This is a genomic window from Agrobacterium tumefaciens, from assembly GCF_005221325.1.
Lineage (GTDB): Bacteria > Pseudomonadota > Alphaproteobacteria > Rhizobiales > Rhizobiaceae > Agrobacterium.
This window is the reverse complement of record NZ_CP039889.1, coordinates 1,602,767-1,616,885: the sequence shown is the minus strand read 5'-3', so window position 1 is coordinate 1,616,885 and position 14,119 is coordinate 1,602,767. Positions and strand designations below refer to the sequence as shown.

The 14,119-nt window shown below is 59.6% G+C and carries 11 protein-coding genes; 2 read left to right on the top strand and 9 right to left on the bottom strand.

Annotation, left to right across the window (positions count from 1 at the left end):
• Positions 1-24: 24 nt before the first annotated feature.
• From CFBP5499_RS22375 to CFBP5499_RS22335, 9 genes are all read right to left on the bottom strand, one after another.
• Positions 25-1,617 carry a sugar ABC transporter ATP-binding protein gene (locus CFBP5499_RS22375; RefSeq protein WP_175416850.1) on the bottom strand — a complete coding sequence of 531 codons (1,593 nt, stop codon included), beginning with the start codon at positions 1,615-1,617 and terminating at the stop codon, positions 25-27.
• 56 nt (positions 1,618-1,673) lie between these two features.
• Entirely contained in the window at positions 1,674-2,681 is a 1,008-nt protein-coding gene (locus CFBP5499_RS22370) for a sugar ABC transporter substrate-binding protein (RefSeq protein ID WP_080830129.1), read from the bottom strand.
• A gap of 197 nt (positions 2,682-2,878) precedes the next feature.
• The gene (locus CFBP5499_RS22365; RefSeq protein ID WP_080828176.1) at positions 2,879-4,201 is read right to left on the bottom strand and encodes an NtaA/DmoA family FMN-dependent monooxygenase; all 1,323 of its coding nucleotides are present in this window, start codon (positions 4,199-4,201) and stop codon (positions 2,879-2,881) included.
• A 57-nt stretch (positions 4,202-4,258) separates the two neighbouring features.
• Entirely contained in the window at positions 4,259-5,905 is a 1,647-nt protein-coding gene (locus tag CFBP5499_RS22360) for a dipeptide ABC transporter ATP-binding protein (RefSeq protein ID WP_080828178.1), read from the bottom strand.
• Positions 5,902-6,714, bottom strand: a complete 813-nt coding sequence (locus tag CFBP5499_RS22355) for an ABC transporter permease (RefSeq protein WP_130932580.1) — start codon at positions 6,712-6,714, stop codon at positions 5,902-5,904. The genes CFBP5499_RS22360 and CFBP5499_RS22355 overlap by 4 nt, the downstream gene beginning before the upstream one ends.
• 56 nt (positions 6,715-6,770) lie before the next feature.
• Positions 6,771-7,787, bottom strand: coding sequence for an ABC transporter permease (locus tag CFBP5499_RS22350; protein ID WP_080828185.1), 1,017 nt, complete (start codon positions 7,785-7,787; stop codon positions 6,771-6,773).
• 46 nt (positions 7,788-7,833) lie between these two features.
• Complete coding sequence (locus CFBP5499_RS22345; protein ID WP_080828187.1) at positions 7,834-9,456, bottom strand: ABC transporter substrate-binding protein; 1,623 nt, start codon at positions 9,454-9,456, stop codon at positions 7,834-7,836.
• Positions 9,457-9,490: 34 nt separating this feature from the next.
• A complete protein-coding gene (locus CFBP5499_RS22340) occupies positions 9,491-11,128 on the bottom strand; it encodes an ABC transporter substrate-binding protein (RefSeq protein WP_080828189.1) in 1,638 nt (545 codons plus the stop codon).
• A gap of 29 nt (positions 11,129-11,157) precedes the next feature.
• Positions 11,158-12,159, bottom strand: coding sequence for an MsnO8 family LLM class oxidoreductase (locus CFBP5499_RS22335; protein ID WP_080828191.1), 1,002 nt, complete (start codon positions 12,157-12,159; stop codon positions 11,158-11,160).
• A 229-nt stretch (positions 12,160-12,388) separates the two neighbouring features.
• Between CFBP5499_RS22335 and CFBP5499_RS22330 the strand changes: the two genes are divergently transcribed.
• Together CFBP5499_RS22330 and CFBP5499_RS22325 are read left to right on the top strand one after the other, a co-directional pair.
• Positions 12,389-13,093, top strand: a complete 705-nt coding sequence (locus tag CFBP5499_RS22330) for a GNAT family N-acetyltransferase (protein ID WP_080830130.1) — start codon at positions 12,389-12,391, stop codon at positions 13,091-13,093.
• On the top strand, positions 13,090-14,112 hold the full coding sequence (locus CFBP5499_RS22325; protein WP_080828193.1) for an LLM class flavin-dependent oxidoreductase: 1,023 nt from the start codon (positions 13,090-13,092) through the stop codon (positions 14,110-14,112). Before CFBP5499_RS22330 ends, CFBP5499_RS22325 begins: the two co-directional genes overlap by 4 nt.
• Positions 14,113-14,119: the final 7 nt, after the last annotated feature.

Genomic DNA, 14,119 nt, shown 5'->3' with positions numbered 1-14,119 from the left:
TCGTGAGGCGCGGTGGGCGCGGCTTCAGCGACTGTGAGTATTGGCGTCCGAAGCACCTGTGACCTCCGATAGAATTTGTTCCTGCCGCGTGTCTTTCGAAATGAACTCGCGCGTGATCCGTCCGCGGAAAAAGACCAGAACCCGATCCGTTATGCCCAAAAGCTCTTCGATATCGGAGGAGAGGACGATGACACCTGCACCACGCTCGGCGAGTTCGCCTATAAGCGTGTAAATCTCCACCTTGGCGGCGATATCGACACCAACCGATGGTTCATCGAGAAGGTAGATTTCCGACTGGCGGCTCAGCCATTTAGCGATTGCGACCTTCTGCTGGTTGCCACCGGAGAGGGTTCTGACAAGCGCATCCGGACCTTCCGTTTTGATCTGCAACCGCTTGATCAGATCTTCGGTCTGGCGCCGTTCGTCCGTCTTCCTGAGGAAGCCCAGGCGGGAAAAGCGCCCGAGACTGGCAAGTGTCGTATTTTCAGTGACGGTGAGATCGAGCGCCACACCATCACGGCGACGATCTTCAGGAACGAGCGCGAGCCGCCGCGCCGCCGCATGTGCCGGGCTGACGGCCGATATCCTCTCGCCGCCCGCCTCCATGGTCCCGGACGACGGGGTCTCAAGCCCGAAAAGAGTGCGGATGACTTCTTTTGCACCTGAACCGACCAACCCGGCTAGGCCAAGTACCTCGCCCTTTCTCAGTGTGAAGTCGACATCCGCGTATCTGTCGGCAAGAGAAAGACCTTTCACCGACAGGAGATTCTCTCCCGGAACGATCCGGGGCTTGGGGTAAAATTCGGCGATATCGCGATTCACCATCAGCGCGCCGATTTCAGCGGCCGATGTATCGGCGACAGAAAGGGTAGCGACATCGCGGCCGTTACGCAGAACCGTCACCGTATCGCAGATATCGACGATCTCGCCCAGATAATGCGAGATATAGATGATCGTTATGCCGTCCTCCCGCAGCCGCCGGATCAGCGAGAACAGCAGCTCCGCCTCCCGCCGCACAAGGGCTGCTGTGGGTTCGTCGAACACCAGCACCTTGGGATTGTCGATAAGCGCACGCGTGATCTGGATGATCTGTTTTTCCGCTGCCGAAAGATCGGAAATCAGCGCAGAGTTCGGCAGGTGCAAACCGAAATAGCGCTCAAGCACCTCGGCAGCACGACGGCGCATCAAGGTGCGGTCAAGAAACGGCGTTCCTTTGATCCGCGGTTCACGCGCCAGAAAAAGCGCTTCGCCCACCGTGAATGTCGGCACCAGCAACCGATCCTGGTGGATGAAATGGATGCCGAGCTTTTCCACGAGATGCGGCGTCAACCGATCATGGGATTGTCCATCGATCTCGATTGAACCACCATCTGCCCCATGCAAGCCGGCCAGCAACTTAATGAGGGTCGATTTGCCGGCGCCATTCTGGCCGACGAGACCGTGAACGGTGCCGCGACGCACGGCAAGCGACGCACCGGACAGCGCCTGAGCACCGCCAAAGGATTTGGTAATATCGCGCAGACGAATGATGTCGTCCGTCTCGCGGGCCTCGACCGGATGGCCCGGATATGTTGCAACAGCCACGGCAAATTCTCCATGCACGGCGGTTCGGATCATCCCGAACCTGAGCCTGAGGCGCGAAGCGACTGCATCGCGCCTTGCGGGTTCACGCCTCAGCCGATGCCGAGCTTTTTGGAGACCTCGCCGACATTCCCCTTGTTGGCGATGAGCGCCGGTACGTAGGTTTCGCGTGGAAGGGTTTCGCCGGCCAGATAACGCGCGACATTGCGGATGGCCGTTCTGCCAAGTTCGGCTGGCTGCTGGGCAACATCGGCCGCAGCGGGAGAGTTGGGATCGGCGACAAGCTGAAGAACCTCGGGACTGCCATCAACACCATACGTCTTGATTTCCGTGCGGCCCGCCGCGACCAGCGCCTGCGTTGCTCCCAGCTGCGGAATATCCCAAGCAGACCAGATCGCCTTGATCGAACCCTTTTCCGGATATTTGCTCAGAATTGCGGTGATCTGTGTAAAGGCATCCTGCACCGTGTTCGGAATGACGTCGCGCAGTTCCGGCTGGATGATCTTCACCTTGGGGAAATATTTCGTGACGTTGACGAGCTGGTCATAACGGATGGCGCAGGGCGTCACGCCGTAAAAACCGTTGAACACGACGATATTGCCTTCGCCTCCGATATCGGAAACGAGCTGCAATGCGAGATCCTTGCCGATGCCCCAATTATCCGATGTGGCGTTGTTCAGCGAATTGGTCGAGCCGACATCGATAGTGAACACGGGAATGCCCGCATCGCGCGCCTTTTTCAGCCAGGGATCGATGACGCTCAAGGTGCCCAGAAGCTGCACGATCGCATCCGGCTTCTGGGCAATCAGCGTCTGGAGCTGCGACACCAGCTTGCCGTCATTACGGCTGGCATCAACCGCGATCGGCTCGCCGCCGAGACGTTTCACTTCCTCGATCTGGGCGTTATAGGCCTGCAGATCGAAAAAATGATCCGTACCCGTGGCGCTGATGCCGATGCGCTTGCCCTTCAGGGAAAGTTCCTGCTCGGCGAAAGCCTGCGAACCGGAAACCGCCTGCGTGCCAACGGCCGCAGCGGCAACGGCAGCGAGTTTCAGGAGGTTGCGGCGATTAAACCCGGAGGAGAAAAAATCTTCGGTCATGTGCGTCCCCAAAATGGATATAATCCATAAATAAAATATGGAATATGCCGCCGACAGACAGGATTTTCCAAATGCGGGCCGATGCGGAAAAATTTCAATCCGGCGGATGGGTTTGATTGGATTCCGCCAACAAGCGAAAACCACCGACCCATTCATCAGGCTTTCGCCCCGCCGGCTCAATGATTTGACGTCAGACCCTAAGCGGTCCGCGTCCCAATTAAATTACCCGAGATCGCAAGTCCGGGCAGTTGCAGATTGGCACGGAAGTCATCGCCCACATAATCCGTATCGATGATGGCGCGACGGCGCAGTTCCGGCAGAAGTCCGTTGACCAGCAGGTCCTCCTGCTCGGGATTGCCAAATCCGTGAAGGGAGAGCACATCGAGAATTCCCGCCCGATAACGTTCCTCAATGGCGTCGGCGAGTTTTTCGGGTGTGCCCGCCACCGACCAGTGCCCGGTCTCCTGTGCCTGGATGATAAGCTCTCGCAATGACAGCCCCTCTCTGGCGTATCGGCGGAAGACCTCAACCCGGCCGCGCCGGCGGTTGATGCTCGTCACATCAGGCAGCAGCGTATCCGGCAGCGGCTGATCGAGCGGCAGCTCGGACAGATCGAGGTCACCGCCCAGCATGTCGGCGAGTTTAAGGCGGCCTTGCTCATAGTCGATACGCTCGTGTTTTTCCTTCAGCCGGCGCGCGACATCCGCATCGGACTCGCCGATGACCGAATGGAAGGAATTCATGATGAAAGGCAGGCCGCCGGCACGGCCGAAAGCCGTTGCGCGGCGGCGCAATTCGGTCGCGAATGCGACGGCGTCTTCGAAACGCGGCTGCGACGTATAGACAACCTCGGCGTAACGGGCGCCAACGGTAACCCCCGCTTCCGACTGGCCGGCCTGAAACAGCACAGCCCGGCCCTGTGGCAGCGGCGGTATGTTAAGCGGTCCCTGCACGCTGAAATATCGCCCCTTATAGTCGATGGGGTGGAATTTGGCGGGATCCACCGCAACGGCGCCGGAGGCTTTGCGTTGGGCCGCATCCCGCTCATTGGCGTCGTAAAGGGCGTTGACGACTTCAATGAACTCCGCCGCTCTCTCGTAGCGCTCTTCCGGGCTCGGCAACTGCTCACCGAAATTCTCCTCGCCAACGGAAGAGGTAACCGCGTTCCAGCCCGCACGACCGCCGCTGAGATGGTCGAGCGTGCCGATCTGGCGCGCAAGATTATAGGGGTGGTGGAATGTGGTGGAAATCGTGGCAATTAAACCGATCCGTGACGTCGCCTGACTGAGCGCCGATAAGGTCACGATCGGTTCCTGAATACCGGCAGTGCCAGCCAGTCCCGCGGGATCAATATGGAGAAGGTCGGCTGTGAACAGCCCCGTGATCTTCTCCGCCTCCGCCTTTTTCGCCAGTTCCACGGCGCGTTTGATGCCGGTCGTTGCGACGGGGTCGTTCGATGCGGCAACCACGCTGCTGGCACCGGTCAGCGTTTTCAGGCGTCGGGGGCGGATAAGCGCCATGATCGTTTCCTCTTCAATGCTAGACTGTGTTTTTTTGCTAGTGAACAACCGGCGGATTTATGCAAGCGCGGGAACGGCATCGATCAGTTTTCGGGTGTAGCCGTGCTGCGGAGCGGAGAAAACATCGCCGACATCGCCGCTTTCGACAATTCGGCCGTCCTTCATCACCAGCACCCGATCCGTCAGGTGACGCACGACGCCGAGATCATGGGAGATGAACAACAGCGACGTGCCGGATGCCGCCTGGAGTTCGGCCAGAAGATCGAGAACCTGGGCCTGGACCGAAACGTCGAGCGCGCTCACCGGCTCGTCGGCGATAAGGAGGCGCGGGCGCGGGGCGAATGCTCTGGCAATGGCCACGCGCTGGCGCTGCCCACCTGAAAGTTCGCGGGGATAACGGGTGAGGAAATCGCCGCCCAACCGGACGGCTTCGAGAACCTCCAGCACACGGTCTCGGCGCTCGGCACCGCGAAGGCCGGTGACATCGAGGCTTTCGCCAACGATCTTTTCGACCGTATAACGCGGATCAAAGGAGCTGAAGGCATCCTGGGCAATCAGTTGCATGCTGCTGCGGCGGGATCTGCGCAGGCTCTCGGCAACATTGCTCCATGGCTGCCCCTCGATAAAAACCTCACCATGTTCGGGTTCGACAAGCCCCAGAACCATTTTGGCGACAGTGGTTTTTCCAGAACCGGACTCGCCGACGATACCGAGTGCTTCTCCCGTGGAAAGATCGAAGGATACGTCGTTGACGACAGGCGCATTTTCCGGCCCGCCGTAATGCTTGAAGAGATTGCGCACCGAAAGTACATGCTTGCCCGGAAGGATTGTCTTGGACGGCAGTGGCACACGGTGCGAAATGAGTGCTCCCCCACCGTCAACCGACGGCGGCACCGCTGCCGAAAGCCGATAGCCTTTCGATCCGGCCGAAGGAACCGCATCGAGCAGTTGGCGCGTATAGGGATGTTTCGGCCGACGCAGCAACTCTTCCGTTGCCCCCTCCTCGACGATACGACCTTCATTCATCACCAGAACGCGGTCCGCGAGACGCGAGACCACCGCCAGATCATGGCTGATCAACAGCAGGGTGTGGCCGGCTTTCCGGCGTTCCGCCAGGAGGTCAAGGATCTGCTTCTGCACCGTCGCATCAAGCGCCGTGGTCGGCTCATCGGCGATCAGCAGCGACGGGTTTTTAGCAATCGCTGTCGCGATCAAGGCGCGCTGCCGCAGTCCACCCGAGAGCTGGTGCGGATATTGCCGCAACCGTCGGACGGGATCGGGAATACCGACCGATTGCAGAAGCGCATGGCTGTCGAAATCCACCGGCACGCGGGCAAACAGTGTCCGGCGTCCTGCGGCATCCGAAAGCTGCTGCGAAATACGGCGCAGCGGATCAAGCGAGACCAGTGCATCCTGTAAAACAAAGCCAATTTTGCGCCCGCGAAGACGCCGCCAGTCGCCTTCGCCATAGTCCAGCGCATTTTCCCCTGCTATCTCCAACCTGTCCGCTGTCACCCCGGCCGTATTTCCGGCAAGCCCGATAAGGGAACGGGCCGTGACAGACTTTCCGGAACCGGATTCTCCGACGAGCGCAACCGTCTCGCCACGGTGAATGGTCAGATCAATGCCGTGCACGACGGTATTGTCGTCATCCCCACGCGGGAAACCGATCTTGAGATTACGCACGTCGATAAGCGGCGTCATGCCTGCCTCCTGCCTTCGAATGCCAGCTGCCAACGTTTTCCGAGAACACTGATGGCGATGACTGTGAGCGTGATGGCGACCCCCGGCCAGACGCCGATCCACCATGCCACGCGCAGATAATTGCGCGCTTCCGCCAGCATGGCGCCCCATTCCGGGGTCGGCGGCTGCGGTCCCATACCCAGAAAACTCAAACCCGCGGCCTGAATGATGGTGGAGCCGAGTCCGATCGTCGCCAGAATGGGCACCTGAGCAATCGCGTGCGGCAGTATGTGCCGGGCAATCAGCGTAACGCGCCCAAGGCCGAAAGTTTTCGCCTGCTCGACATAGCCGCTTCTGGCGATGACGAAGGTCTGCGCGCGCACCACACGGGCAAAGCGCGGTACGGAGGCGACACCGAGGGCGAAAATCAGATTGACCGTTCCCGGCCCGGTAAACGAGATCAGCACCAGCGCCAGAAGCAAATCCGGAAACGACGATACGACATCGAGGAATCGCGATATCAACTCATCCACCGCACCGCGTGCGAGACCTGCGACAAGCCCGAGAAAGGAGCCCGCCAGCGCGGCAATGGCGATGGCGCTGACACCGATCAGGATTGAATAACGTGCACCGTATATCACCCGCGAAAAGACATCGCGGCCCAGATGGTCGGTTCCGAACCAGTACTCGGCGGAGGGCGGCAGTTGCGCCTGCAAAGGGTCCGCCAGCAGGGGATTGGCGGCGGTGACAAATTGAGGCCAGAGGGTTGCTGTCGCCACGAAAAGCAGAAACAGCGACGACAGGGTCAGGCCGGGCCTGGAAAGCAGCATCGACGCAATCTGCCGCAGGCGGCCAGCCGTGGAAAGCGGGGCGTCGAAGGAAATGCTCATGGCTTTTTCCTCCCACCCTCATTGCGCAATCTCGGATCGAGCAGCAGGTAAAGAATATCCACGAGCGTGCTCAACACCACGTAGATGAGCGCGGAGAGGATAGCGACTGCCAGAACCACCGGCATGTCATGCGCAAGAACGGCATCGACCGTGATCCGCCCGAGGCCCGGACGCCCGAACACCGCTTCCGTAATCACCGCACCGGACAAAAGATTGCCCACCAGCCAGCCGGCCAGGGTCACGGTTGGCAAGGCGGCATGGCGGAGGCCGTGGCGCAGCCTCAGGACCAGATCGCTTGTTCCCCAGCTGCGAACCGTCAACGCAAAGGGCTCCTCAAGCGCCCGTTCCAGCCCTTCGCGCAGCACCTGCCCGAGCACGGCCCCAAGCGACAGGCCCAGCGACAGCGCCGGCAGGACGAGTGCTGACAGGTTTCTGTCTCCCGAAACGGGGAAAATCTTGAATGTGAATGAAAAAACATAGAGCAGAAGAATACCCAGCCAGAATGTGGGCGTCGAAATCAGCGTCAGCTCAAGTCCGCCAGCAATGCTGCGCGATATGGGTCTGCCGGCAGTGAGGATCGCAGTTGCGACTGCAAAGATGATTGCGACCGCAAACGCGGCGGCAGTGAGCTTCAACGTCGGCAGCATCTGCGAGGTGACAAGGCTCGATATATCGGTCTGCAGGATATAGGAACGCCCGAAATCGCCGTGCAGCAATCGCGTCAGATAGGCGAGGTACTGTTCCGGGATCGACTGATCCAGCCCCCATTCCGCACGGATCGCAGCCTCGACTTCGGGCGTCCGGATCTGTTCGCCGATCAGCAGGCTGACAATGTCACCGGGCGCTAGCTGAATGCTGATGAAGCTCAATGTAACCGCCGCCCACAGGACGAGTACACCCGAGCCGATGCGGCCGAGAACCTGAAACGGCAGGCCGCTCCACCGCCGGAAGCGTCCGTGGCGGAAAAAGGTTGTCGGTACGCGGCTGAGGGAGGTCACATTATCAGCGCTCATGTCCGTCCAATCTTGCGTTGTTTCTATTGTCACGCGGTGCGAAGTCCTATTCGCTGCGCCACAGGTCATAGGCGTTTTCCGGCAATTGCTTGAACGGCCGGAAGGTGATCCCCTTCACGTAACTTGCGGCGGCAACCTGGTCTTCGGGCTCGTAGAGTGGAATGGCGTAAGCCTGATCGACGATCGCGAAACGCTGCAGCTTCGCGTAAACCTCAAAACGTTTTTTCTGATCGAGGGTCGATGCCGCCGCGTTCAGCCACTGCGCCAGCTCTGGTGCTTCGGCGCGGCTGTAGTTGATGGTCCCGCCCTTCTGGAGCGGCAGGTAGTGATATTCGATGTCGATCGCATCCGTCGGCGTGTTGGAATTGGCGATGGAGCCGAACTGGCCGGTCTTGCGGCGATCGGTATAGGTTCCGGCATCGACATAGTTGATGGCAAGGTCGATACCTGCCACCTGTCGCGCCTGCGCCTGCAACGCTTGCAGCAGGACATCGCGCTGATCGCGCACCGTAGCCTGCGCCTGCACGACATCGATGGTCAGGCGCTTGCCATCCCTGGTGCGGAAGCCTTCCGCATCCTTCTGGCCCCAGCCCGCCTCATCCAGCAGCCTGTTGGCCACGCCTGCATCCGCGCCATAGGTCTTCTCTATGCTCTTGTCATAGAATTGCGGATCGATTGGCGAGGTGATGCCCCAGGCGCGCGTGCGTTCGCCGCGATAAACGGCCTGCAGGATCTTGTCGATATCGAGCGAGGCGAGGAGCGCCTTGCGCACCTTGACATCCTGCGTCGGACCCCAGGTGACATTGAGGAAGAGGGAGTACGGCGTGCCCGTATTGAGCGCCGTCTGATAGGTGAAGTCGGGGTTGTCCTTGAAGAGGGCCGCATCGTTGCCTGAAATGCCCTCGATCACGTCAAGCTGCCCGGAGGTCAGGGCACCCGTCCTTACCGAGGATTCCGGAAGAAACCGATAGGTTATCTGGTCGAGATAGGCCGGACCCTGATGTTTGGCGGTCTTTGGCGCCCAATTATAGGCCGGGTTCTTTTCGAACTGAATTTCCTGGCCCTTGACGTAACGCTTGAGAATGAACGGGCCGGTTCCGGCAACTTCCGGCCCGCCGGACTTGATTTGCGGCGATGAAAATGCAGCCGGCGACAGGATTTCGAGGCTCGCGACGTAGTCGAGGAAAGGCGCGTAAATATCCTTCAGTGTGAAGGACACCGTATGGGCATCAACGGCCTTCAGCTCCGCGATCCGCGATACCGGACCGGCACTGACGCTGGTGGAATAGGCGGGATCTTTAAGTTTTTCGAAATTGGTGATCACCGCCTGCGCATCAAATTTCTGACCATCGGTAAAGATGACATCGTCGCGCAGCTTGAACGTATAGGTCTTGCCATCCTCGGAAATGCTGTGACCGGTTGCAAGCCAGGGCACATACCCACCATCGGCAGTGCGTGCCAGCAGCGATTCATAGGCGTTACGCAGCAACAGCTTGGTCTTGTCCTGGCCGTTCAGTTGCGGATTGAGCGTTGCGGGTTCGGTCTCCACACCCCAGGTCAATGTGCCGCCGTTAACGGGCTTGGCGTCTTCCGCCATGGAGGGGACCGGGAAGGCCGAGATTGCCAGCAATGCGGTGCCAGCAATGACGAACTGTCTGCGATTGAGCATGCTTGAACTCCATAAAAAATGAATAGCCGACAGATCAGGCGTTCTGTTGAAGCCATATGTCGTAGGCGTTGTCGGGAAGGCGTTTGAAAGGTCTGAAGCCGACGCCCTTGACTGCGGCGGCGGCCGCGATCTGGTCATCGGGCACGTAAAGCGGCAGCCCTAGCGCCTGCTCCAGAATCGCATAACGCTGCAATTTTGCGTAGATTTCGAAGCGTTTTTGCTGATCGAGCGTCGATGCGGCCTCGTCCAGCCAGGCGGATATTTCCGGTGCCTCGGTGCGGCTGTAATTGATCGATCCGCCCTTGTCGCGCGGCAGGTAGTGGAAATAGATCGTGACGCCGTTCTCCTGCGTCGTCGTCGAGTTTGGAATGATGCCGTACTGGCCGTCCTTCTGGCGGCTGGAGTAGGTTCCAGCATCGACATACTGCAAGGCGAGATCGATACCAGCATTCTGACGCAGCTGCGCCTGCACCGCCTGCAGAAGAATGTCGCGCTGGTCACGCACGGTCGATTGCGACTGTACAACCTCGATCGTCAGTCGATTGCCGTCCTTGATGCGGAAACCATCGCCATCGCGGGCGGACCAGCCGGCTTCATCCAGCAGGCTGTTGGCAAGCTTCGGATTAAAACCGTAAGCCTGTTCGATGCTCTTGTCGTAAAAATCGGTATCCGCCGGGGTGAGAATGCCCCAGGCGCGCCTGCGCTCGCCGCGATAGACGGCTTGCAGGATCTGATCCACGTCCACCGCCGCCTGAAACGCCTTGCGTATTTTAAGATCTGCTGTCGGCTGTTGGTTGACGTTAAGATAGAGCGTATAGGGCGTGCCCGTATTGATCGCCGTCTGATAGGAAAATTCCGGGTCGTCCCGGAAGAGACCGGCATCGTTACCCGGAATTCCTTCGATCACCTGCACCTGTCCGGAAGACAGAGCCCCACTGCGCACCGCCGATTCCGGCAGGAACCGATAGATGACCTCGTCCAGATAGGCCGGCCCCTGATGACCGGCGGTCTCCGGCGCCCAGTTATAACCGGGATTTTTGACGAAGCGGATTTCCTGACCCTTGACGTAGCGATCGAGAACGAACGGGCCGGTGCCGGCAATCTCAGGCCCACCGGATTTCAATTGCGGCGAAGAAAACGCCCGTGGCGACAGGATTTCAATGCCGGAAGCGCCGTCAAGGAAAGGCGCGTAAACCCGCCCGAGCTTTACGATGACGTTGTGCTCGTCCACGGCAAGCGCTTCGGTGACATGCGACAGATGACCGGCGCTGATGCTGCCGGAATAGGTCGGCTCTTTCAGCTTGGTGAAGTTGAGCGCCACCGCGGCGGCATTGAACTTCTCACCATCGCTGAAGGTCACGTCGTCGCGCAGTACGAACGTATACTGCTTGCCATCATCGGAGATAGAATAGCTTTTTGCCAGCCATGGCGCATAACCACCATCAGGCGTGCGGGCCAGAAGCGACTCATAGGCATTGCGCAGAATGAGCTTTGCCTTTGCCTGCCCGTTCAGATGCGGATTGAGCGTGCTCGGCTCGGTCTCCACAGCCCAGGTCAGCGAACCGCCGCTTGTCGGCGTCTGCGTGGCCTCACCCGCACTGAAAGCAACCCGGCTGCTGGCGAAAATCGCTGCGGCGCTCGTTGCCAGAATGAAATGACGTCTGGTTACCATATCCAATCCCCTGTGCCCGACGCCTGCCGTTACGCGGCGAGTGCGCGGTTGGCCGCAGCCAGATATTCAATCGTCTTCAGGCGGTGCGTGCCCTCGGAAACGGGGCACTCCACGATGAACTCGTCGATGCCGTAGTGTTGATGAAGCCGAAGCAATTCGGCACGAACCGTGGATGGCGAGCCGCGAAGGATCAGAGGGCTGCGCTCTTCAATGCGATAATGCGTGGCGCCCGCCTGTCGCACATATTCCAGCGCCTGCTCCTCACTCCCGACATTCACGCCCTGTCCGCCCTCGATCTCGACACGAAAACGGCGGCCTTCGACCGCAAGCGCCTCTGCGGCCTGATCGGTTTCCGCAACCACCACAGCAACCGCCAGAACCGCATATTTTCCGCCCGATGCCCTGAACGCATTCAGCGCCTCGGAAATTGCGGCCTCATTGCCATGGATATGGCCGGCATAAACGAAGTCCCATCCCAGCCTGCCGGCAAGCCGCGCACTTTCCGGGCTCGCCCCAAGCAGGAAGCGGTTGGGAGGAGAAGGCGGCAGGGGGTAGGCTGCGAGCTTGCCTTCGTCCGCGTTGTCAGCCGTTTCGTCACCGACAAACCGGTCGAGATCCTCAAGCTGCTGTTCGAAGGAGGGCTTGCGCGCCGGATCATAGGCTCCCTGAAGGGCGCGCGTTGACAACGGAAGGCCACCCGGCGCCTTGCCGATGCCGAGATCGACACGGCCGGGTGCAAGCGCTGAAAGCAGCTTGAAGTTTTCGGCAACTTTATAGGCGCTGTAATGCTGCAGCATGACGCCTCCGGACCCGATATTGATCCGCTGAGTCTGCGCCAACAGGAAACCGATCAGCACTTCGGGAGACGAGCTTGCCAGTTTCGGCGAGTTATGATGCTCGGCAACCCAGAAGCGAAGAAAGCCGTGCGCTTCGGCTTTTTGTGCAAGCGTCACGGTTCGTCGCAGCGCCACTACCGCGCCTTCATCGTGATGGATCGGACTCTTGTCGAGAAAGCTCAAACCAAAGGTCATCGATACTCCATGAGGAACTGGTTATTAATTTGATAAAATCTATATTTTTAGTGATATAAATAATCGAGCAATGATATTTCCTTATTCAATTGCACAATAAAAGATCATGCCGCGCCAAAGCCGCATGCATTGCGCCATGCTTCTGACCGCGGCTGAGGCCGGTGCAAGCTTTCAACACTTGATGAACACCGCCCGGACAGCCGGCTTTCGTGCCCAAGCGAGACAAGCCATGCCCGATGTCATCATCCACTCCTCACTTCTCCACCCCTCAACCCAACCCCTCATCGAAGGCCTGATCAGCGAATATGACGGGCGATATGGCACAAGGGATCGTCCCGGCGGCGCTCGTGGGGAAATATTCCGATATCCGGAGGGGCTTTATTCTCCGCCGCTGGGCAACCTCCTGCTGGTGCAGCGAGACGGCAAGACCATTGCCGGTGGGGCCTTCATGAGCCACGACGACGAAACGGCCGAAATAAAGCGGATATGGACGGATCCTTCACTAAGGCGACAAGGGCTTGCCCGCACCATCATGTCGGCACTTGAAGAAAGTGCAGCAGCGCTTGGCTATACCCGTACCTATCTCTCGACCGGGTTTCGCCAACCGGAAGCCGTCGCACTTTACCTCGGCCTCGGATATCGCCCGCTTTTCGACACCGCTGCCGATCCGCATCTCTATCGCTCGCTTCCTTTCGAAAAGCACATCGGCGTCAAGGCAGGGCAAACAGGAAGCACGCCGGTCTACCCTCCGGCCGCCTCCTTCGAAGAGGCAACCTTGCGGGTGAAGGCATTGAAGGAAGGACAGGAGGCGAAGATCCTCGCGCGCTTTGCCGGACATGGGGCAGCTAAGACTGACGCGGACCTCGACGGACTACCATATCAGGGTGTGCTTTCCGCCCGTACGGCTCAAACTTCAGTACGGAGTGCGACATGACTTTCGCGACGAATTTCCATTTAGGCATAGACCTTAGCCTTCGTTCCCATGATGTGCTCAGGCAGGACAGCAAGACGGATGGCCTTCTTCAGCGGCTTGATGAAGGTTTCGATCTCATCACCCTCGAAGACGGCTTTGCGCGCTCCACAGGCGATGGCCTCGACGCCATATTGTTCGCAAACTGGCTTGGAGCCCGGACCAGCCACGCCGGTATCCTTGCGGGCGCGCCGATCAACTTCCTTGAACCCTTCCATGTATCGACCGCCATCGCCACACTTGACTACGTGACGGAAGGCCGCGCTGGCCTCCTTGCGCAGCCGCTCGAAGGCAACCGGGCAGCAGCGGCGAGGCGCGCCACCGGGGAGCTTAACGGCTATCCGGAAAACAGCCGCCAGGCGCTCGAACGGGATTTTGACGAAGCGATAGACGTCATCCGCCGGCTCTGGGATAGTTGGGAAGATGACGCCGTCATCCGCGACCCGGAAAGCCAACGCTTCATCGACGGCGCAAAATTGCGCTATGTCGATTTCAAGGGCGCGAATTTCAACGTCCTCGGCCCATCGATCACACCGCGGCCTCCACAGGGCCAACCCGTCATAGCCGCCATCGTAGAACCGGAAAACAGTACCTCTCTGGCCTCCGCCATCGACCTCGCCTTTCTGCGTGCAGGCGACAGCGAGCTTTCATCGCTCGTAAAGGACATCAAATCCCGACATCCGGAACTGCGGCTTTTTGCCGATGTCGGATTTGGAGCCGATGGGCCCGGAAAAGACACGATCCCGCAATGGGCCGCTGACGCGGAGGCCGCGATCGCCACGGCGCGTACATTGGCAAGCGCCGGTCTGAACGGTATCCGCCTCCTGCCCCGCGAACCGGAACGGGACCTCGCACCCCTGGTGGAGCGGGTTCTACCGGCCCTTCGCAATACAGGCCTTGGGCAAGCACGGCATGGATCGACCCTGCGCGAACGCCTTTCCCTGCCTGTCGCCACGAACCGCTACGTCGTCGCGGCCGCCTGAACCCCAT

Bases quoted from the DNA above. Each gene is read 5' to 3' on its own strand.
- CFBP5499_RS22370 (WP_080830129.1), bottom strand. From the start codon at position 2,681: ATGACCGAAGATTTTTTCTCCTCCGGGTTTAATCGCCGCAACCTCCTG.
- CFBP5499_RS22345 (WP_080828187.1), bottom strand. From the start codon at position 9,456: ATGCTCAATCGCAGACAGTTCGTCATTGCTGGCACCGCATTGCTGGCA.
- CFBP5499_RS22335 (WP_080828191.1), bottom strand. From the start codon at position 12,159: ATGACCTTTGGTTTGAGCTTTCTCGACAAGAGTCCGATCCATCACGAT.
- CFBP5499_RS22375 (WP_175416850.1), bottom strand. From the start codon at position 1,617: ATGATCCGAACCGCCGTGCATGGAGAATTTGCCGTGGCTGTTGCAACA.
- CFBP5499_RS22365 (WP_080828176.1), bottom strand. From the start codon at position 4,201: ATGGCGCTTATCCGCCCCCGACGCCTGAAAACGCTGACCGGTGCCAGC.
- CFBP5499_RS22360 (WP_080828178.1), bottom strand. From the start codon at position 5,905: ATGACGCCGCTTATCGACGTGCGTAATCTCAAGATCGGTTTCCCGCGT.
- CFBP5499_RS22350 (WP_080828185.1), bottom strand. From the start codon at position 7,787: ATGAGCGCTGATAATGTGACCTCCCTCAGCCGCGTACCGACAACCTTT.
- CFBP5499_RS22325 (WP_080828193.1), top strand. From the start codon at position 13,090: ATGACTTTCGCGACGAATTTCCATTTAGGCATAGACCTTAGCCTTCGT.
- CFBP5499_RS22355 (WP_130932580.1), bottom strand. From the start codon at position 6,714: ATGCTGCTTTCCAGGCCCGGCCTGACCCTGTCGTCGCTGTTTCTGCTT.
- CFBP5499_RS22340 (WP_080828189.1), bottom strand. From the start codon at position 11,128: ATGGTAACCAGACGTCATTTCATTCTGGCAACGAGCGCCGCAGCGATT.
- CFBP5499_RS22330 (WP_080830130.1), top strand. From the start codon at position 12,389: ATGCCCGATGTCATCATCCACTCCTCACTTCTCCACCCCTCAACCCAA.